The 19,112-nt window shown below is 73.4% G+C and carries 15 protein-coding genes; 9 read left to right on the top strand and 6 right to left on the bottom strand.

What is annotated here, in order from left to right; genetic code table 11:
- Nucleotides 1-80: 80 nt before the first annotated feature.
- The 7 genes from AB0O07_RS00950 (at nucleotide 81) to AB0O07_RS00920 (ending at nucleotide 9,966) form a co-directional block, all read left to right on the top strand.
- Nucleotides 81-788: a TetR/AcrR family transcriptional regulator C-terminal domain-containing protein gene (locus tag AB0O07_RS00950; RefSeq protein WP_365624786.1), complete on the top strand. Its 708-nt coding sequence runs from the start codon at nucleotides 81-83 to the stop codon at nucleotides 786-788.
- A gap of 132 nt (nucleotides 789-920) precedes the next feature.
- Entirely contained in the window at nucleotides 921-2,210 is a 1,290-nt protein-coding gene (locus AB0O07_RS00945; RefSeq protein WP_365624783.1) for an ABC transporter substrate-binding protein, read from the top strand.
- A 235-nt stretch (nucleotides 2,211-2,445) separates the two neighbouring features.
- Entirely contained in the window at nucleotides 2,446-3,393 is a 948-nt protein-coding gene (locus AB0O07_RS00940) for a sugar ABC transporter permease (RefSeq protein WP_365624780.1), read from the top strand.
- A gap of 103 nt (nucleotides 3,394-3,496) precedes the next feature.
- Complete coding sequence (locus tag AB0O07_RS00935; RefSeq protein ID WP_365627856.1) at nucleotides 3,497-4,351, top strand: carbohydrate ABC transporter permease; 855 nt, start codon at nucleotides 3,497-3,499, stop codon at nucleotides 4,349-4,351.
- Nucleotides 4,348-5,430: a LacI family DNA-binding transcriptional regulator gene (locus AB0O07_RS00930; protein WP_365624777.1), complete on the top strand. Its 1,083-nt coding sequence runs from the start codon at nucleotides 4,348-4,350 to the stop codon at nucleotides 5,428-5,430. Before AB0O07_RS00935 ends, AB0O07_RS00930 begins: the two co-directional genes overlap by 4 nt.
- Before the next feature lie 78 nt (nucleotides 5,431-5,508).
- On the top strand, nucleotides 5,509-7,500 hold the full coding sequence (locus tag AB0O07_RS00925) for a cellulase family glycosylhydrolase (RefSeq protein ID WP_365624774.1): 1,992 nt from the start codon (nucleotides 5,509-5,511) through the stop codon (nucleotides 7,498-7,500).
- 105 nt (nucleotides 7,501-7,605) lie between these two features.
- Nucleotides 7,606-9,966, top strand: a complete 2,361-nt coding sequence (locus AB0O07_RS00920) for a glycoside hydrolase family 3 N-terminal domain-containing protein (RefSeq protein WP_365624771.1) — start codon at nucleotides 7,606-7,608, stop codon at nucleotides 9,964-9,966.
- A gap of 115 nt (nucleotides 9,967-10,081) precedes the next feature.
- Here the strand turns inward: AB0O07_RS00920 and AB0O07_RS00915 are convergent, their stop codons facing one another.
- Entirely contained in the window at nucleotides 10,082-11,125 is a 1,044-nt protein-coding gene (locus AB0O07_RS00915; RefSeq protein WP_365624768.1) for an aldo/keto reductase, read from the bottom strand.
- 86 nt (nucleotides 11,126-11,211) lie between these two features.
- Here AB0O07_RS00915 and AB0O07_RS00910 point away from each other — a divergent pair, with 86 nt between their 5' ends.
- Nucleotides 11,212-12,171, top strand: coding sequence for an AraC family transcriptional regulator (locus tag AB0O07_RS00910; RefSeq protein ID WP_365624765.1), 960 nt, complete (start codon nucleotides 11,212-11,214; stop codon nucleotides 12,169-12,171).
- Nucleotides 12,172-12,260: 89 nt separating this feature from the next.
- A complete protein-coding gene (locus tag AB0O07_RS00905; RefSeq protein ID WP_365627853.1) occupies nucleotides 12,261-12,749 on the top strand; it encodes a GNAT family N-acetyltransferase in 489 nt (162 codons plus the stop codon).
- Between the two features lie 23 nt (nucleotides 12,750-12,772).
- Here AB0O07_RS00905 and AB0O07_RS00900 read toward each other — a convergent pair whose 3' ends face one another.
- From AB0O07_RS00900 to AB0O07_RS00880, 5 genes are all read right to left on the bottom strand, one after another.
- Nucleotides 12,773-13,540, bottom strand: coding sequence for a class I SAM-dependent methyltransferase (locus AB0O07_RS00900; RefSeq protein WP_365624762.1), 768 nt, complete (start codon nucleotides 13,538-13,540; stop codon nucleotides 12,773-12,775).
- A 94-nt stretch (nucleotides 13,541-13,634) separates the two neighbouring features.
- The gene (locus AB0O07_RS00895; protein ID WP_365624759.1) at nucleotides 13,635-14,939 is read right to left on the bottom strand and encodes an aminotransferase class V-fold PLP-dependent enzyme; all 1,305 of its coding nucleotides are present in this window, start codon (nucleotides 14,937-14,939) and stop codon (nucleotides 13,635-13,637) included.
- 5 nt (nucleotides 14,940-14,944) lie between these two features.
- A complete protein-coding gene (locus tag AB0O07_RS00890; RefSeq protein ID WP_365624756.1) occupies nucleotides 14,945-16,282 on the bottom strand; it encodes a pyridoxal-phosphate dependent enzyme in 1,338 nt (445 codons plus the stop codon).
- Nucleotides 16,279-17,868 carry a Y4yA family PLP-dependent enzyme gene (locus AB0O07_RS00885; protein WP_365624753.1) on the bottom strand — a complete coding sequence of 530 codons (1,590 nt, stop codon included), beginning with the start codon at nucleotides 17,866-17,868 and terminating at the stop codon, nucleotides 16,279-16,281. The genes AB0O07_RS00890 and AB0O07_RS00885 overlap by 4 nt, the downstream gene beginning before the upstream one ends.
- Nucleotides 17,869-18,046: 178 nt before the next feature.
- A complete protein-coding gene (locus AB0O07_RS00880) occupies nucleotides 18,047-19,096 on the bottom strand; it encodes a zinc-binding dehydrogenase (protein ID WP_365624750.1) in 1,050 nt (349 codons plus the stop codon).
- Nucleotides 19,097-19,112: the final 16 nt, after the last annotated feature.

Raw genomic sequence — 19,112 nt, 5'->3', positions numbered from 1 at the left:
AATTCCACGCTGTGGATATTCTGGCACCTCCGTTATAGCCCACACTGTGGGTTTAAACAAGGGTGAGGCATCATGGAGCGATGACGACGCAGCCCGCGCCCGCCGGGAACGCACCGGCGCCCCCGCCCCGACGCGGCCGGCCGCGCAAGGGCGTCTCCACGCTGACCAGGGCCGCGATCGTCGAGGCCGCGATCTCGGTGATCGACGACGAGGGCGCGGAGGCCGTCAGCATGCGGACCGTCGCGCGCCGTCTCGGGGTCGACGCGAAGAGCCTCTACCACTACGTCGACGGCAAGGACCAGCTCCTCGACGCCGTCACCGAGCACATCCTGGGCGGCATGGCGCTGCCCGAACCGACCGGCTCGCTCGACGCCGATCTGCGCACCGTGGGGCGGATGTTCCGCGCCCATACGCTGGCCCACCCGCGCGCCGGGGCGCTCGTACTGACCCGTCAGCTCTCCTCCACGGCCGGGCTCCGCCCCATCGAGAGCGTGCTGTCGCTGCTGCACGCCGCGGGGTGCCCGCCCGAGGAGGCCGTCCATCTGCTGCGGACGCTCCTCGCCACGGTGATCGGCACCCTGCTCCGCGAGGTCACGGCGGGGCCGACCTTCGGGGAGGTCGGCCCGGAGGCCGAGGCGCGGCGGCGGGCCACGCTGGAGTCCTCGGGGCTGCCCGGACTGGTCGAGGCGGCCCCGTATCTGGCCCGGTTCGACCATGACGCGGAGTTCGAGTACGGGCTCGACCTGCTGGTCACGGCCGTGACCGGCAGGATCGCCGGGCGCCGGTAGGGAGAGATCGCGCCGGAGGGGTTGACCCCGCCCCGAAGTGCCCCTAACTTTCTCGCAACCCGCTGGTACATCGATTAACCATCCCCGGCGGACCGGCGATGGTTGACGTCCCCTGGTTGGAGACATCCCGCTGTGCGCTCACCTCTGAGCCGGCGCGGCTTCCTCGCCGCAGGTTCCGGCATCGCCGCCGCCACCGCCCTGCCCGCCCTCTCCGGCTGCTCCGCCATCGCCGCGGCCGACTCCGATCCCGACACGCTGCTGGTCCACACCCAACTGGGCACCACGGCGCCCGGCTCGGTCACGTACACCGCCCTGGTGAAACGGTTCCACCAGGAGAATCCGGGGCTCCGGATCAAGAACCTGGTCAACGGCGACGACCTCGGCCAGGTCTACGAGACCTCCCGGCTGGCCCGGAAAGAGCCCGATGTCGTCATGGTCAACCTGTACGACAAGACGCTCGCCTGGACGGAGGTCGGGGCGACCGTCGACGTCAAGGGGTATCTGGACGACTGGGGGCTGCGGCAGCGCGTCCTGCCCGCCGCGCTCTCGGCGTGGACCGACGAGAAGGGGCGGCTCCGCGCCTTCCCGTACTTCGCCACCAACTGGCCCGTCGCCTTCAACCGGGCCCTGCTGGACCGGGCCGGGGTGGGCCCGCTCCCGGCCACCGGCGACGAACTCATCGGCGCGGCCCGAAAGTTGCGTGCCAAGGGCATCGCCCCCGTCACCGTCGGCGGCAACGACTGGACGGGGCAGAAGCTGCTCGCCCAGATCATCCAGACCTTTCTCACCCAGGAGGAGGCCCGGCAGGTCTACGCGAGCGGCGACTTCGGCGGCCGGGGCGCCCGCGCCGGCATCGAGTACTTCGTCGAGCTGCGGGACGCCGGGGTCTTCGCCGACAAGGCGCAGGGGCTCACCTCCGACTCGATGACCACGCAGTTCAACACCGGGGCCGCCGCGATGGCGTCCATGATGTCCTCGGCGCTGGCGAAGGTGCCGGCCGGGGTGGCCGCCCGCACCGAGGTGGGCGGCTGGCCGCTGGCGCCCGGCGCCGCCCACGAGAAGCCCACCATCATGCGGGCGTTCACCCTGATCGGCTTCTGGATCAGCCCCAACGGCACGAAGAAGCTGCCGATCGTGGAGAAGTTCCTGCGCTTCATGTACCAGCCCGACGTGGTCTCCCGCTTCATCACCGAGAGCGGCCGGGACATGGCGCTGGTGACGGACACGGTGAGCACGGACTTCCCGCTGGTGGCGGCGGCGCAGCGGCTCGGCGACACGGTGGGCGAGGTTCTCCTGCCCGACCTGTACGTCCCGCCGGCCGCCACCCAGCCGCTGATCACCGCGACGAGCACCGCCTTCACCCGGGGGACGAGCGCCGCCGCCGTACGCTCCGCCCTCGAAGCCGCGTACCGCACGGGCTGACCCGCCTCCGGGCGCGGTGGTACGAGGCGCCCGCCCGGCCCCGTACCACGGCACCCACCACCGCCTCCCCGCACCACGGCACCCGCCACCGCCTCCCGTACCGCACGGCCCGCCGCCCCACCCCGCACCGCGGGGCCTGTCCCCCACCCCGCACCGCGGGGCCTGTCCCCCGTCCCCGCCGTTCCCCACCACGGCCCGCCTCCCCCGCCCGCCCGAGCCTCCGGAAAGTCATGCCATGACGATGCTCTCGTCCGCCACGCCGGGCGGCGCCACCGCCCCCGGCCCGGCCGCCCGTCCCTCCCCCTCCCCCGCCGGCCGCGACCGGCGGAACCAGGGCGGGGTCATCCTCGCCGTCCCCGCGCTGGTCTGGTACCTGGTCTTCATGGTCGGCCCGCTGGTCGCCATCTTCGTCATCGCGGCCCTGCGCTGGCCGGGCATGCTCCAGCCGGTCTCCTTCGCGGGGCTCGGCAATGTCCGTACGGTCGTGGCCGACCCGGTCTTCCGGGACGCCGTGGTCAACACGGCGGTCCAGCTCGCCCTCGCCCTGCCGGTGATGATCGTCGCCGCGTACATGCTCGGCTACTACGTGGCGCAGCGTCCGCCGGGCCACCGGGTGCTGCGCTATCTGCTCTTCATCCCCGGGCTGATCTCGACCCCGGCCAAGGCCATGGTCTTCTACGCGGTCCTCTCCCCGGACGGGCTCCTCAACGGGGCGCTGGCGAAGGTGGGGCTGGGCTCGCTCGCCGACGCCTGGCTGGCCTCGCCCTCCACCGCGCTGCTCTGTCTGGTCGTGGTGGACGTGTGGAGCGGCATCGGCTTCACCGCGGTCCTCTTCGCGGCGCGCCTCGGCAGTGTGCCGGACGAGATCGGGGAGGCGGCGCAGCTCGACGGGGCCGGGCACTGGCGCGCGATGTGGCGCATCCACTACCCCGTCATCCGGGACTTCGTGGGCGTGGTGACGATGCTCCAGTTCCTGTGGACGCTCTTCGGCTCGGCGCAGAACGTGCTGCTGCTCACGCTGGGCGGCCCGGGGTCCTCGTCGACCACGCTCTCCTTCCTCGTGTACCAGAAGGCGTTCATCGCGGCGGATCTCGGCTACAGCCAGACCGTCGGGGTCTTCCTCTTCCTGGTCGGGCTGGCCGGTCTGCTGGTCATCCGCCGGGTCTTCCGCCAGAACTACTGACCGCGTCCCGCAGATCCGGAGCCCTGTCATGAAGACGAGCGCCATGAACCCGAGCACCATGCGAACAAGTGCCATGCACCCGAGCGCCGTGAACCCGGGCGCCATGAAGCCGCGTGCCCGTGCCCACGGGCCCGGAAGGTCCTGGTCCTGGCTGCCCGCGCACCTTCTCGCGTGGCTGTACGCGCTGCTGCTGGTGGTCCCCCTCTACTACCTGCTGGTCTCGGCGTTCAAGTCGAACGACGAGATCTTCGGGTCCCCCTTCGCCCTCCCCTCCTCCCTCTCCCCCGGCAACTTCGGCGCGGCGTTCTCCTCCGGCGATCTGGGCCTCGCCGTCGTCAACTCGGCGCTCGTCACCGCGTTCGCGCTCGTGCTGACGCTGCTGCTCGCCGTCCCCGCAGCGTTCGCGATCGCCCGCGCGGAAGGGGCGCTGGGCGCGCTGGTGGAGCGGGTGTTCTCGCTCGGCTTCCTGGTGCCGACGTTCGCCGCGCTCTTCCCGACCTTCCTGCTCTCCGCAGCGACCGGGCTCTTCCACACCCGCGCGTTCATGGTGCTGTTCCTGCCGGCCACGGCGATGCCGCTCTCCGTCGTCATCCTCGTCCAGTTCATGCGGACCATCCCGCGCGAGATGGAGGAGGCCGCGCGGATCGACGGCGCGTCCACCTACGCGGTGCTGCGCCATGTCTACACGCCGATGTGCATGCCGGGCATCGCCACCGTGCTGCTGCTGAACTTCCTGACGTTCTGGAACGAGTACCTGTACTCGCTGGTGATCATCGGCCCGGATCCGGCGCAGCGCACGGTGCAGGTGGCGCTCCCCACCCTCCGCTCGGTGACCGGCACGGACTACGGGATCCTCACCGCCGGTACGGTGTTGACGCTGGTGCCGGTGTGGATCGTGTACACCGTGCTCCAGAAGCGCATGCAGGAGGCTCTCGTCAACGGCGCGGTGAAGACATGACCCAGCAGACCCCCCGGCCCGCCCACCCCCGGGAGGCGCGGCCCGCCGCCCGGGGCCGCCCGACGATCAAGGCCGTGGCCGCCGCCGCGGGGGTCTCCACCGCCACGGTCTCCCAGACCGTCAACGGCACGGGCCGGATCACCGAGGCCACCCGGCGCCGGGTGCTGGCCGCCGCCGCCGAGCTGGGGTGGTCCCCGTCCGCCTCGGCGACCGCGCTGCGCCGCGCCCGCACCCGTACCATCGCGCTCGTCGTGCGCCGCCCCACCGATGTCCTCGGCGCCGACCCGCACTTCGGCGAGCTGATCACCGGGCTTGAGGGCGAACTCGCCCCGCGCGGCTACGGCCTGCTGCTCCATCTGGTCGCCGGGATGGCGCAGGAGAGCGCGCTGTACGAGCGGCTGGTCGCCGAGGGCCGGATCGACGGGGCGGTGCTGACCGACGCCCGCGCCGACGACCCGCGCCCGCCGCTGCTGCGCGGCCTCGGGCTGCCCGCCGTGCTGCTGAGCGCGCCCGACCCGGCCTCCCCGGTGGTGAACGTGGGGCTCCGGCGGCAGGACGCCGGGGTGCGCGAGGCCGTCGCGCACCTGCTGGAGCTGGGCCACCGGCGGATCGCGTATGTCACGGGCCCGGCCGAGCTGACCCACACCCGGCTGCGCAGGGCGGCCTTCGAGGACGCGCTCGCCGGGGCCGGGGTGCGGCCCGCCGCCGTACGCGAGACGGACTTCACGGAGGCGGCGGCGGTCGCCGCGACCGAGGAGCTGCTCGCCCTGCCCGAACGGCCCACCGCCGTCGTCTACTCCAACGACTCGATGGCCGTCTGCGGCATCGGCACCGCCCAGCGCGCCGGGCTCCGGGTCCCGTACGACCTCTCCGTCGTCGGGTACGACAACCTGCCGCTCGGCCGCTGGCTCCACCCCCGGCTGACCACCGTCGACCAGCAGGTGCAGGCGGTCGGCGCGGCGGCGGCCCGCGCCCTGCTCGCGGTCTGCGGGGAGGACGTACCCGCCCCGGCGCTCGACGGCCGTCCCCGCCTGGTCGTACGGGAGACAACGGGCCCGGCCCCGGCCACGCCGCCCTGACCTCCTCCGTCCCCCTGGCCTCACCCTGCACAACACCCGCACCCGTACCCCACCCAGAGAAAGCCCTCACCAGCCCTCATGCGACGCCACAGCGCCCAGCTCACCCATGACTCCGCCGTGCTCCCCTGGCTCGGCGCCAACTTCTGGTCCCGGAGCGGCGGCCCGCTGATGTGGCGGGACTACCGGCCGGAGACCGTCCGCGAGGAGCTGGCGGTGTTGCGCGAGCACGGCCTGACGATGACCCGCTCCTTCTTCTACTGGCCGGACTTCCACCCCGAACCGCACCGGATCGACGAGGAACTCTGCGACCGCTTCCGGGACTTCCTCGACGCCCACACCGAGGCGGGCATGGGCACCGTCCCCACCTTCATCGTCGGCCATATGTCCGGGGAGAACTGGGACCCGGTCTGGCGCGGCGGCCGGGACCTGTACGAGGACGTCTGGCTGGTGGGCCGGCAGGCGTGGTTCGTCTCCCAGATGACCCGGCGCTTCAAGGACCACCCGGCCGTCACCGGCTGGCTGATCACCAACGAGATGCCCGGGTACGGCCGGATCTACCAGGTCGACCCGCCCTCCTCCGCTGTGGTCACCGCCTGGGCCCAGTTCATGTGCGACGCGGTGCGCGCTGCGGGCGGCACCCAGCCGGTGTCGCTGGGCGACGGCGCGTGGGGCATCGAGGTGACCGGACGGGACAACGGGTTCTCGCTCCGTGAGACCGCCGAGTACGTCGACTTCGTTGGCCCGCACGTGTACCGCTCGGACACCGACCGGCCGCGCCAGCACTACCGGGCCGCCTTCGAGTGCGAACTCGCCGCCGTCACCGGGCAGCCGGTGGTCCTGGAGGAGTTCGGGCTCTCCACCGACACCGTCTCGGCGGCGAACGCGGGCGTCTTCTACCGCCAGACGCTCCACAACTCGCTGCTCGGCGGCGCCACCGGCTGGATCGCCTGGAACAACACCGACTACGACGCGTTGTGGGAGCAGGCCCCGTACGACCACCACCCCTTCGAGATGCACTTCGGCATCACCGACCACACCGGCCGCCCCAAGGAGCCGCTGCGCGAACTGGCCGCCTTCGCCGATGTGCTGAAGCGGGTCGACTTCGCGCGCTGCCGCCGTACGGACGCCGACGCCGCGCTGGTGGTCCCCGCGTTCCTGGAGCGCGGCTACCCGTACAGCCGCCCCGCCGACCGGCCGCTGATCTTCACCTCGCTCCACCAGGGGTACGTGGCGGCGCGCGCCGCCGACCTGCCGGTCGCCCTGGCCCGGGAGGCGGACGGGCTCCCCGAGGACGCCGCGCTCTATCTGCTCCCCGCGACCCGGCAGTTGACCACGCGCACCCGGCGCGCGCTGGAGCGGCGGGCCCGGGAGGGGGCGACGGTGTACCTGTCGTTCTGCTCGGGCGAGCACCCGACGACCCGCGGCCCCTGGTTCCACGACCTCGACGGGCTCTTCGGGGTGGAGCTGCAACTCTCGTACGGGGTGGCCGAGCCCATCGGGGACGACGCGCTGGACATGACGTTCACCGAGGAGTTCGGCGGGATCGCGGCGGGCGAGACGCTCCGCTTCCCGGTGGCGGGGAACGAGGACAGCCGCGCCTATCTGCCGGTCGTCCCGGCCGGGGCACGGGTCGTCGCCACCGACGCGCACGGCCGCCCCGCGCTGCTGACGTACGCGACGGGCAAGGGCCGCACGGTCCTCGCCACCTACCCCCTGGAACACATGGCGGCACGCACCGCCCGCGTCAACCCGGAGCAGACCCACCGGCTCTACGCGGCGCTGGCGGAGGTGGCGGGCGCGGCGCGGCCGGTGACCGTCGACACGCCGTATGTCGCGGCGGACACGCTGGTACGGGAGGACGGGAAGCGTTACGTGTGGCTGGTGAGCCAGGCGGAACGGGAGCTGACGGTACGGCCCCGGTGCGCGGGAGGCGGCGCGGGCGCCGAGGGCGCGGGCGAGGGCGCCGAGAGCGGCGGCGACGGCGGCACGTTGCGCGAGCTGACCGGCGGGGATCCCGTACGGGAGGTGACGATCCCGCCGTACGGGGTGCGTGTCCTGGAACTGACCTGAGGCTCCCGCCCGAGCCTCCCGCCCGGGCCGCCTTCTGTCCCCGACTCGCCTTCCCCCCCTCCCCCTCCCCCTCCCCCTCCCTCCCCCGACACAGGAGACCGTCCCATGTCCCAGCCCCGGTACCGGGATCCCGCGGCGCCCGTCGCCGAGCGGGTCCGCGATCTGCTCTCCCGGATGACGCTCACCGAGAAGGCCGGCCAGGTCAACCAGCGGATGTACGGCTGGCAGGCGTACGAGCGGACGCCCGCCGGCGGCCACCGGCTCACCGAAGCGTTCCGCGTCGAGGTGGCCGCGTACGACGGCATGGGCGCGCTCTACGGGCTTCAGCGGGCGGACCCCTGGTCGGGGGTGACGTTCGGGACGGGCATCGGCGCGGCCGAGGGCGCCGGGGTCTCCGACGCGGTGCAGCGCCATGTGGTGGAGGGGACCCGGCTGGGGATCCCGGTCCTCATGGTGGAGGAGATGCCCCACGGCCATCAGGCGCTGGACGGAACCGTGCTGCCGGTGAACCTCGCGGTGGGCGCGACCTGGGACCCGGAACTGTACGAGGAGGCGGCGAGGCTCGCGGCGGCCGGGCTGCGGGCGCGCGGCGGCCATGTCGCCCTGGTCTCCGCGCTCGACCTGGTGCGGGACCCCCGGTGGGGGCGGGCCGAGGAGTGCTTCGGCGAGGACCCGTATCTGGCGGCCCGGTTCACCGAGGCGCTGGTACGGGGCGCGCAGGGCCCGGGCGACGGGGCGGGGCGCGGGCCTGCGGCGTACGGCGCGGACCGGGTGGCGGTGGTCCTCAAGCACTTCGCGGGCCAGGGCGCCACGGTGGGCGGCCGGAACAGCGCGGCCACCGAGCTGGGCGCGCGGGAGCTGCACGAGATCCATCTGCCGGCCGCGCTCGCCGGGGTACGGGCCGGGGCTGCGGGGGTGATGGCCGCGTACAACGAGTTCGACGGCGCGCCGTGCGCGGCCAGTCCGGAGCTGCTCACCGGGGTGCTCCGGGAGCGCTGGGGTTTCGAGGGCCTGGTGATGGCGGACGGGTGCGCGCTCGACCGGCTGACACGCCTCGCGGGCGACCCGGCGGCGGCCGGCGCGCTCGCCCTGCGGGCCGGCACGGACCTGAGCCTGTGGGACGAGAGCTTCCCCCGGCTGGCGGAGGCGGTACGGCGCGGACTCGTCCAGGAGTCCACGCTGGACGCGGCGGTGGCCCGGGTCCTGACGCTCAAGTTCCGCCTGGGCCTCTTCGAACGGCCGTACGCGAGCAAGGCGCCCGCCCCCTCCGCGCCCCGGATCGCCGAGAACACCCTGATCGCCGAGAACACCCTGATCACCCTGAGCGAACGCATAGCCCGCCAGTCCGTAGTCCTCCTGAGCCACAACGGCACCACGCTCCCCCTCCCTGAGCGGGTCCGCCGGATCGCGGTGCTCGGGCCGAACGCCGACTCCGTCCCCCAGCAGATCGGCGACTACACCGCGCCCCAGCGGCCCGGCAGCGGCGTCACGGTGCTCGCCGGGATCCGGGCGGCGGCGCCCGCCGGGTGCGCGGTGGAGTACGCGCGGGGGTGCGAGCTGGTCGGCGGCGACCGCTCGGGCCTCCCGGCGGCGGTGGCGCTGGCCGCCGGGAGCGAGGTGGCGGTGGTGGTGCTGGGCGGGTCGAGCGCCCGGGAGCCCGACACCCGCTTCGACGCCAACGGCGCGGCGATCGTCACCTCGGGCCCGCCGGCCGGCATGACCTGCGGCGAGGGCGTCGACCTGGCCGAACTCCGGCTCCCCGAAGGCCAGTCGGCGCTGCTGGAGGCCGTGGCGGACACCGGGATCCCGGTGGTGGTGGTCCTGGTGCAGGGCCGCCCCCACGCCGTACCGGAGGAGTCGGCGGCGCGGGCGGGGGCGGTGCTGAGCGCCTGGTACCCGGGGCCGTGGGGCGGGCGCGCGGTCGCGGACATCCTCTTCGGGGCGGCGGAACCGGAGGGCCGGCTACCGGTCTCCGTCCCCCGCTCGGCCGCGCAACTCCCCGTGTACTACAACGGGAAGGACCACGGCTACCGGGGTTACGTCGACCAGCCGGCCACCCCCGCCCACCCCTTCGGCCACGGCCTGTCGTACACGACGGTCGCGTACGGCACGCCCCGCCTCTCCGGTACGGCGGTCCCCCTCGCAGCGCCCGGCGCCATCGCACCCCTGACCTGCGTGGTGGAGGTCAGGAACACCGGGGCGCGGCCGGTCACCGAGACCGTTCAACTGTATGTACGCCGGGTGACGGGCGGCTCCTCCTGGCCGCGCGTACGGGAGTTGCGCGGCTTCACCCGGGTGGCGCTGGCCCCGGGCGAACGCGCGGAGGTCTCCTTCCCGGTCACGACGGAGACCCTGGCCTCGGTCACCCGCTCACTCGAACGGGCCGTGGAGCCGGGCACGTTCGAACTCGGAACAGGCCCGTCCGCCGACCGCACGACGGGGGTGGAGCTGACCGTGGAGCCCTGACGGCGGGCACGGGCCGTCAGGAACACCGGGGCGCGGCCGGCCCGCCGCTCCGGTCACGGCCACTCCGGTCACCGCCGCTCCAATCACCGTCGCTCCGGTCATCGCCACTCCGGCATCACCGCCACTCGGGCATCATCGCCTCCTGGTAGCGGGAGCCGGCCGCGCCGTGCGGCAGGATCTCGCCGACGCGGGCGAGGTCCTGGGGCGTCAGGGCGACCTGGGCGGCGGCGACGTTCTCCGCGAGACGGTGCGGGCTGCGGGTGCCCGGGATGGGCACGATGTCGTCGCCCTGCGCGAGCAGCCAGGCCAGCGCGAGCTGGGTGACGGTGATGCCCTTGCCCTCCGCGAGGTCGGTCAGCGCGCGGACCGCCGCGAGGTTCTTCTCGTAGTTGCCCGGCTGCCAGCGGTCGTCCCAGGCGCGCATGTCGTCGGCGGGGTACTCGGCGGCCGGCTTGACGACATCGGTGAGGAAGCCCCGGCCGAGGGGCGAGTAGGGCACGAACCCGATGCCCAGCTCCCTGACCACCGGCAGGACATCCGCCTCCACGGCCCGCTCGAAGACCGAGTACTCGGTCTGGAGCACCGAGACCGGGTGGACCGCGTGGGCCCGCCGCACGGTCTCCGGCCCCGCCTCGCTCAGCCCGAGATACCGCACCTTGCCTTCGGCGATCAGCTCGCCGACCGTACCCGCCACGTCCTCGATGGGGACGTCCGGGTCCACCCGGTGCTGGTAGAGCACATCGATACGGTCGGTGCCGAGGTGCCGGAGGCTGTTCTCGGTGACCTCCCTGATGTGCTCGGGACGGCTGTCGAACGCGGTCCCGAGCCGGGCCGGGTCGCTGAGGTCGAAGCCGAACTTGGTCGCGATCACGACGTCGTCGCGGAAGTCCTTCACGGCCCGGCCGAGAAGTTGCTCGTTGCTGCCGGTGCCCCCGCCGTAGAGCTCCGCGGTGTCGAAGAGGGTGACGCCGAGCTCGTACGCGCGGCGGAGCGTGGCGATGCTGCTCCGCTCGTCCGAGGGCCCGTAGGCCATGGTCATCCCCATGGTGCCCAGGCCGATCGCCCCGGCGCGGAGGCCCTGGCCACCGAGGTCGCGGAGGGGCAGGTCCGCGGGGTGTCCGGCGGTGTGTGACATGTGCTCTGCCTTGTCTTGTGCCATGCCTTCGACGCTAGGGGAGGGGCCCCCGGGAGGCATGGGGCAGAGATCGCATAGAATTGCCTGATCCTCTCAGGAAGGAGCAGGCGTTGCTGGACCGGCTGACCGCCGCCATCGACCGGCACCACACCGAACCGGGCGCCGGGAGCGCGGTCCCCCGGCTCTCCCTCGTCTCGGTCGACGAGCCCATCGAGCCCACCGGCCTGCTCTACGAGCCGATGATCTGCTTCGTCTCCGACGGCGCGAAACGCACCACCGCGGGCGACGTGAGCCAGGTCGCGCACGCCGGCGAGATGCTCATGACCACGATCGACCTGCCCGTGGCCGTGCGGCTGGACAAGGTGCCCTACCGGTCCGCCGTCCTGAGCATCGACGGAGCGGCACTCGCCGGCCTGCTCGTCGAAGTGGACGAGACGGACCCGGCCGCCCCGGCCACCCCGGTCGCTCCCACCGCCCCCGCCGCCCTCACCGGTCAGGCCGCCCCCACCGGTCAGGTCGCGGCGCCGATGCCCCCGGAGCTGGTGGAGGCGGTCGCCCGCTGGGTCGAACTCCTCGACACCCCTGAGGACATCCGGCCCCTGGCCCCTCGTATCGAGAGCGAGATCCTCTACCGGCTGCTGCGCGGCTCCCTGGGCCCGGCGCTGCGCCAGTGCGCACAGGACGACTCGCCCGCGGGCCGGGTCCGCCAGGCGGCCCGCTGGATCTGCGAGCACTACACCGAGCCGGTCTCCATCGCCGCGATCGCCGCCTCGGCGCAGATGAGCCCCGCGAGCCTGCACCGGCACTTCAAGGCGGCCACCGGCATGAGTCCGCTCACGTACCAGAAGCGCCTGCGCCTCCAGGAGGCCCGGCGGCGCCTGGTGGCCGGCGCCACCGCGAACCAGGCCGCCCAGGCGGTCGGCTATGTGAGCGCCACCCAGTTCAACCGTGAGTACCGTACGGCGTACGGCCTCCCGCCCGCCCGGGACGCGGCCCGTCTGCGCACCGGCCCCCGCCCCCTCCCGCTGGACCCTCCGGGGCCCGTGACCCATGGCAGCCTTCTCCCGTGACCCCACCCGAAACCCCCACCCCCGCATCCGCATCCGCATCCGCCCCCACGTTCACGCAGTGCGTGCGCCCCTCCGACGTGACCGGCTCCCTGCGCGGGGAGTTGGCGGCCTGCTGGGCCGCCGTGGTCAACTCCGGCGGGGCGGTCATCCCGGACGGCTGCCCGCTGCCGCCGGTGACCCCGGCGGATGTCGAGGCCGCCGTGGACCGGATCGCCGGCGGCCTCGCGCCCGAGCGCGGCAGGCTGCTGACGGCCACCGTCGACGGCGCGCTCGCCGGGTGGCTGGTCGTCCGCCGCGAGACGCACCCGCTGGAAGCGCACTGCGGGGTGGTCAACCACGTACAGACGCAGGTGCGTCTGCGGGGCCGGGGGCTCGGCGCCGCGCTGATGGACCACGCCCGCCGGGTCGCCGCCGAGGAGATGGGGCTCGAACGCCTCAAGCTCTCGGTCCGCGCCGGGCTGGGGCTCGAACACTTCTACCGCAAGGCCGGGTGGACCGAAATCGGCCGCTGGCCCGGGGCGCTGCGGCTCGCCCCCGGCGACGACCGCGACGAGATCCTCATGTCCCTCACGCTCTGAGCAGCAGGAGGGGCCGAGGGGCCTCACCCCTTCAGCGCCACCAGCACACAGCTGTCCCCCACCTGCCACACCGGCGTGACATGCCGGAACCCCGCCCGCCGGAGCAGCCGGGTGTGCCGGCCCACCGAGAGGTGCCGGTTGCCGCCGCCCGAGGAGGGACCGCACCGCTCGCGCCGTTCGAACAGGTCGGTCAGCTCCGGATCGGCGGCGGCCGCCCGCCACCAGGACTCCCAGTCCTCGTCCTGGTGCCCGTGGGTCCCGGTCCGCTCGGCCCTGCGCCGCCCCACCTGGGCGGTGAGGTCCGAGCAGGGCCCGCCGTCCGGCGGGAAGTGGTCCCCGTTCACCAGCGCGCCGCCGGGGCGGAGCAGCGCGGCGAGGGCTTGGTACGTACGGAGCAGGACGGCGGCCGGGAGGTAGTGCAGCGCCGTGGTCGACACGGCGACGTCGAGCGGGCGGTCCAGCTCCAGCGCCTCCGTCCACCCCTCCGCGCCGATCACCGCGTCCACGTACCGGGCGGCGTCCGCGTAGTGGGTGCGCCCCAGCTCCAGCAGGACCGGGTCCTGGTCCACGGCGACGATCTCCGCCTCCGGCAGCCGCCGGGCGAGCCGGGCGGAGAGCGATCCCGGACCGCACCCCAGGTCGAGGAGGAGCGGCCGGCCGCGCCCCGCGCAGAGATGTTCGGTGACATCGGCGATCACCGAGAACCGCTCCTCGCGGTCGACCGCGTAGCGCTGCTGCTGCCGCTCCCAGCGCTCCACCCACCTGCTGGCCGTTCCCATACTCACGCCCATCTGGCCGTGCCACCTCGTCCGTCTCGCACCTGTCGCATCGCGCATGCCGCGACTACCACGCAATGTACAGGTGGAAACGATTATCAATAACCGTTCATCCGGGCGATGCCAGCCCGGCGAGAACGGCCAGCAGCCGGTCCACCTCCTCCTCCGTGTTGTAGACATGCAGGCTGACCCGCACGGAGCCGCTCGCCGCGTCGACCCCCGCCTGGCAGAGGTTGTCCGCCCGGACCATGAAACCGTGGCTGAAAAGAATGAAGCCCAGATCGTCCGAGGGGATGTCGCGGTGCCGGAACGTGACGATCCCGTGCCGCCGCTGCGCCATCGGCAGCGCGCTCTCGGCGGCGAGGCTCGTGGGGCAGCCGAGGATCTCGTACGGTTCCAGCCGGCGCAGCCGGTCCGTCAGCCGGGTGGCGAGAGCGGTGACATGGCGGGCGATGCGCTCGGGCCCCGCCGCGTCCAGCCAGTCGAGCGCCGCGTGGAGCGAGACGATGCCGACGGTGTTGGGGGTGCCCTGCCACCCCTCGGGCCGCAGGACGGGGCCCCGGGTGTTACGGGCCCACACCGCCCCCGTACCGGGCAGGGCCATCGCCTTGTGACCGGAGAAGACGACGAAGTCGACGTCCAGGTCCGGCCCTTCGCCCCCGGCCCCGCTCCCGCCCCCGCCTCCGGCCCCGGTCGCGACCCGGACCGGGAGATGGCCGACGCTCTGCGCGGCGTCCAGGCAGATCGGCACGTCGGGGCCGACGGCGGCGCGCAGCCGGTGCACGTTCATGTCGCCGCCGTAGACATGGTGGACATGGGTGGCGGCGACGAACCGGGTACGGGGCCCGACCACCTCGGCGAGGGCCCGGTGGTCGTAGTCGCCGGAGGACGCCTGGCGGGGGATGTCCCGGATCCGTATGTCCACCCCGCGCTCGGCGAGCAGCCGCCGCGCTTCGAGCCAGGGCTCCAGATTGGCCTGGTGGTCGGCGTACGGGACGAGGATCTCGTCGCCGTCGGAGAGACCGTCGGAGAGGTACGGGACGAGCCAGTCCCGGGCAATGGTGCGCAGCCCCTCGGTGGTGCCGCTGGTGAAATGGACGGCGGAGGGCCCGGGGAGCCGGTCCCCCAGGAACTCCTTGACCCGCTCACGGGCCCGCTCCACCCGCCGGGTCGTCTCGTTGGCCCAGGGGTAGGTGCCCCGGCCCGCGTTGGCGTTGGAGGTGGTGAGGTACGAGGCGACGGCGTCCAGGACGGCCTGCGGCTTCTGCGCGGTGGCCGCGCTGTCGAAATACGTCAGCTCCGGCCGCCCGGCGAGGATGGGGAACTGCTCCCGTACTTCTTCGGCCCGTACATCTTCGGCCCATACGTCATCGCCCCGTACGTCATCGCCCCGTACGTCATCGGCGCTGCCCATGTGCCTCACTCCCTCACCAGCGGAGCCCCGGCGTCCCGCCAGGCGACGATCCCGCCCGCCAGGCTCCGCACATCCGGGTGCCCCTTACGGGTCAGCGCGGCGGCGTACCGCAGTGACTTCTCCCCCACCGGGCAGGCGAGCAGCACCGGCGTGGATTTGCTGAACGGCAGCCCGCCCCTGACCAGTTCACCGAAGAGTTCGTCGACGATGTTGACGGCGCCCTCGATGTGCAGCGCGGCGTACGCGTGCGGTCCGCGCAGATCCACCACCAGGGGCCGGGGTTCGCCCTCCGCGAGCCAGCGCCGCGCCTCCTCGACGCCGACCGTACGGCCGTACGCCGCGATCTCCTCGGCCCCGAGCGAGGCCGGTGCCTGCCCGCCGCGCGCCCGGCCCAGAAGCTCGGGTCGGCGCTGGCGTACGTAGCTGAGATAGCTCTCGGCCCGGTCGCAGACGATGAAGACGGCGGTCTCGCGGCGCCCCGTGCCGTCCAGTTCGGCGTCGACGGAGGCGAGATGGCGTACCGCGCCCTGGTACGCGGCGCCGCCGGTCGGCCCGGAGAGGAGTCCGCACCGCCGGATCAGGGTGACCATGCCGTCGATGGCCTCCTGGGAGGTGACCGAGGCGAGCGCGTCGTAGGTCGCGGGGTCGAAGAGGCCCACCTGGTGGACCTCGTCGATGGTGCGGATGCCGGGGATGAAGTCGGACTTGTCGGCGACGAGCCCGAGCACCCGGACATCGGCGTCGTGTTCGCGCAGGACCTGGGCGACCCCGGTGGAGGAGCCGGCCGTGCCGACACAGGCCACGAACCACTCCGGCACCCGCCCGTCGAGATCCTTGACGATCTCGGGCCCGGTACCGGTCGCGTGCGCCTCGACATTGAGCGGATTGAAGTACTGGTCGGTGTGGAGATAAGCGGAGCCGGGCTCGGAGAGCGCCTGGTGGAAGCGGGTGAGCGGGTCGTCGGTGTCCGTGGGGTCGAGACACTCGCTCTGTCCGGGCAGCTCCTCGATCTCCGCGCCCAGCAGCAGGAGCAGCTCCTTGATCTCGGGGACCCGCATCCGGTTGGTCACGCTCTTGAACTTCAGCCCGTGCATCCCGGCCAGCAGCGCGAGCGCCTTGGCCGTGTTGCCGCTGGAGAGCTCCACGACCGTACCGTCGCCGCCCGCCGCGTCCTCCAGATACGGGCGCGCCATCCGCCAGGCGGGCCGGTCCTTGACGGAGCCGAACGGGTTGAGCATCTCCAGTTTGGCGTAGAGGTCGATATGGCGCAGACCGTGTACGGCGGGGTCGATACGGACCAGCGGCGTGTGGCCGATGGCCTCGGTGATGCTGTCGTACCTCATGACGGCACTCCCTGAGGGTGTGTGAGCGGCCAGTAGTTCTCGTCCGGGCACCAGCGCCAGGTCCCGTCGTCTTCTTCCGTGACCGCAACCGTCCGCGCGAGCGGCTGGCGTTGTGCGTGGTGGGCGTGGAAATCCATGGCGTATCCGGCGGTGTTGACGAAGGCCAGCAGCTCCCCCACGCGGGGCAGCCGCGGGAGGAAGACCAGCCGGCGGGTGATCAGGTCGGCCTCCAGGCAGAGGTTGCCCATGAGATGGACCCCGACGGCCTCGCCGTCCTCACCGGCCGCACTGCCCCCGACGGCCTCGCTGCCCTCACCGGCCTCGCTGCCCCCGTCGGCCTCGCTCCGGCGACCGTCCCGGGAGAGGAGTACGGGATCGACCAGCACCCCGTGCTCCTCCAGGCTCACATCGGCGGCGTTCATGGCGAGCCGCACCAGATACCGGCCGGGGTCGTCGGCGAGCGGGCGCACCTCCACCACCCGCGCCAGCGAGAGGCCGCATTGGTCGACCAGGGCGCGGCCGGGCTCGACGTACAGGTCGTGGAGGTGTTCGAGGAGGAGGGTGGCCGGGGTGGAGCCGAGGACGGGGGTGGGGTGGGTGAGGAGCTGGTCGAGGTAGCCGGGTCCGGCGGTGGGGCGGTGGGCGGGGTAGAGGGCGGCGGTGCCGCGTACGGTGCCGTGGTCGTTGCGGAGCCCGTACGCGTGGCCCCGCCAGGTCAGCGGCGGCCGGGTGCCGAGCACCGCCTCGCTGAGCGCGGTGGTCCAGCGCTGCCACTCCCCGGCGTCCTCGACATACCCGACGCCGAAGCCTCCCCCGATGTCCACGGCGCGCGGCGCGAACCCCCGGGCGCGGCACTCGTCCATGAGGAGCACGCACCGCTCCAGCGCCCGGCTCTTCTCCTCGACCCCGGTGGTGTCCAGGTGGTAGGCGAGCCCGACGAGCGCGACGCTGTCGGCGTACCGCTCCAGCGCCTCCCACACCCCGGCCGCCCCGGCGACCGGGGTACCGAACCGGCTCCGCCGCGAGAGCACCCGCGTGCCGGCCCCGCCCGCTCCCCCGGTTCCGCCCCCGGTTCCGCCGTCCGCCGCCTCGAACCCGGAGAACCGTACGAGCACATCCACCCGGGGCAGCCCGTACCGCCGTACCAGACCGGCCAGTTGGTCCAGCTCCCCGGCCGAGTCGACGTTCACCGTCGCCCCCGCCCGCGCGGCCAGCCAGAGGAACTCGGGGTCCTTGGGACCGGTGGCCATCACCCGGTCCCCGGTGAACCCGCAGCTCAGCGCGTGCCGCAACTCCCCCAGCGAGGCCACGTCGACGCCGACGGCGGCGGGATCGCACGCCGCGAGTCTCCGTACCAGGGCGCTGGAACGATTCGTCTTGTGCGCGTAGTACACCCGCCCGGCCAGCCGGTGGTGCCGGTACACCGCCCCGAACCGCTCGGCGTTGCGGGCGACGACCTCCGGAAGCAGCACGTTCAGCGGCGACCCCAGCGCGTCGACGAGCGAGTGCAGTAACGGCGCGTTCCCCAGCAGCGAGGCGAGCGGCGGATCCACCCGTGGCCTCAGATACAAGGGCGCGTCCTTCACGACGTACCTCCCCCGTCAGTCGATCGGTCCAGTCGACCGGCCAGTCGGCCGGTCGGTCATCGCGTCGCCGTCCTGCCGAACGCTCGTGATAGTCGTTTCCAACTACACACGCCGTTAAGCATGGACCTCGACGCGCACCCGTCGGCCCGGGGGAGGCGGGCCGTCTTCCGCCGGTGCGTCAGAAGGCGAGCAGGACCTTCCCCGAGACCGAGGCGTCGGCGGCGACGGCGAACGCCCGGTGCGCCTCGGCGGCGGGGAAGGTGTGGGTGACGACGGGCCCGACGGCGAGCGAGCCGTCGGCGAGGGCCGCGATCACCTCGTCGATCTCGTCGTTGAAGCGGAACGAGCCGACCAGGCGGAGTTCCCGGGTGATGGCGTAAGCGACCTGCACGGGCTGGTCGCCGAGTGGCGGGAGGCCCACCATGACCACCGTTCCGCCCCGGGTCGCGCCCCTGATCGCGGAGGCGAGGCCCCGGTGGTTTCCCGAGGACTCGATCACCACATCGGCGTCGACGGCGGCGACGGCCTCGGTGTCGGCCGCGTCGAGGGTACGGGTGGCCCCGGCCTCGGCCGCGATCCGCCGGGGCCGGTCGTGCAGGTCGACCGCGACGATCTCACCGGCTCCGGCCCGTGCGGCGACCGCGACGGCGAGCGCGCCGATGGGGCCGCTCCCGACGACGAGGACGCGCCGGCCGGTGAGGTCGCCGGCCTGGGCGACGGCGTGCCAGGCGACGGCGGCGGGCTCGGCCAGGGCCGCGGCCACGAGGTCGGTGCCCGGCGGCAGTGCGCGGAGCATGGCGGCGGGCAGCACCACCTCACCGGCGAAGGCGCCCTCGGTGTGCGGGAAACGCGCGGCCGAGCCCAAGTACCGTACGCCCGGCGAGAGATTGGGGCGGTCGCCGGGGAACCGTACGGTGGTGGGCTCGTGGGTGGCGGGATGGACGGCGACCGGGGTCCCCTCGGCCGGGCCGCTCCCGTCGGCGGCCGGCCGCAGGACCGTGCCGACGACCTCGTGGCCGAGGACCATGGGCGCCCGCAGCACCGACTCGCCCACGGCGCCGTGGCGCCAGTAGTGGAGATCGGAGCCGCAGATACCGCCGTACGCGACGGAGACGACCGCCTCGTGCGGCGCGGGGGCGCGTACGGTGACGGTCTCGACCCGGAGGTCACCGGCGCCGTGGGCGACGATCGCCGTGGTGGTGCGGGGGGCGTGGGGGGCGTGGGGCATGGACGGTCCCTTCTCG

Origin of the sequence: Streptomyces sp. NPDC093085 (genome assembly GCF_040683935.1) — a bacterium.
Lineage (GTDB): Bacteria > Actinomycetota > Actinomycetes > Streptomycetales > Streptomycetaceae > Streptomyces.
This window is presented reverse-complemented; position numbering and strand designations above follow the sequence as displayed.

What these genes read in the sequence shown, in the direction of transcription:
- AB0O07_RS00950 (WP_365624786.1), top strand. Translation starts at nt 81, where the DNA reads ATGACGACGCAGCCCGCGCCCGCCGGGAACGCACCGGCGCCCCCGCCC.
- AB0O07_RS00940 (WP_365624780.1), top strand. Translation starts at nt 2,446, where the DNA reads ATGACGATGCTCTCGTCCGCCACGCCGGGCGGCGCCACCGCCCCCGGC.
- AB0O07_RS00935 (WP_365627856.1), top strand. Translation starts at nt 3,497, where the DNA reads ATGAAGCCGCGTGCCCGTGCCCACGGGCCCGGAAGGTCCTGGTCCTGG.
- AB0O07_RS00930 (WP_365624777.1), top strand. Translation starts at nt 4,348, where the DNA reads ATGACCCAGCAGACCCCCCGGCCCGCCCACCCCCGGGAGGCGCGGCCC.
- AB0O07_RS00925 (WP_365624774.1), top strand. Translation starts at nt 5,509, where the DNA reads ATGCGACGCCACAGCGCCCAGCTCACCCATGACTCCGCCGTGCTCCCC.
- AB0O07_RS00920 (WP_365624771.1), top strand. Translation starts at nt 7,606, where the DNA reads ATGTCCCAGCCCCGGTACCGGGATCCCGCGGCGCCCGTCGCCGAGCGG.
- AB0O07_RS00915 (WP_365624768.1), bottom strand. Translation starts at nt 11,125, where the DNA reads ATGGCACAAGACAAGGCAGAGCACATGTCACACACCGCCGGACACCCC.
- AB0O07_RS00900 (WP_365624762.1), bottom strand. Translation starts at nt 13,540, where the DNA reads ATGGGCGTGAGTATGGGAACGGCCAGCAGGTGGGTGGAGCGCTGGGAG.
- AB0O07_RS00895 (WP_365624759.1), bottom strand. Translation starts at nt 14,939, where the DNA reads ATGGGCAGCGCCGATGACGTACGGGGCGATGACGTACGGGGCGATGAC.
- AB0O07_RS00890 (WP_365624756.1), bottom strand. Translation starts at nt 16,282, where the DNA reads ATGAGGTACGACAGCATCACCGAGGCCATCGGCCACACGCCGCTGGTC.
- AB0O07_RS00880 (WP_365624750.1), bottom strand. Translation starts at nt 19,096, where the DNA reads ATGCCCCACGCCCCCCACGCCCCCCGCACCACCACGGCGATCGTCGCC.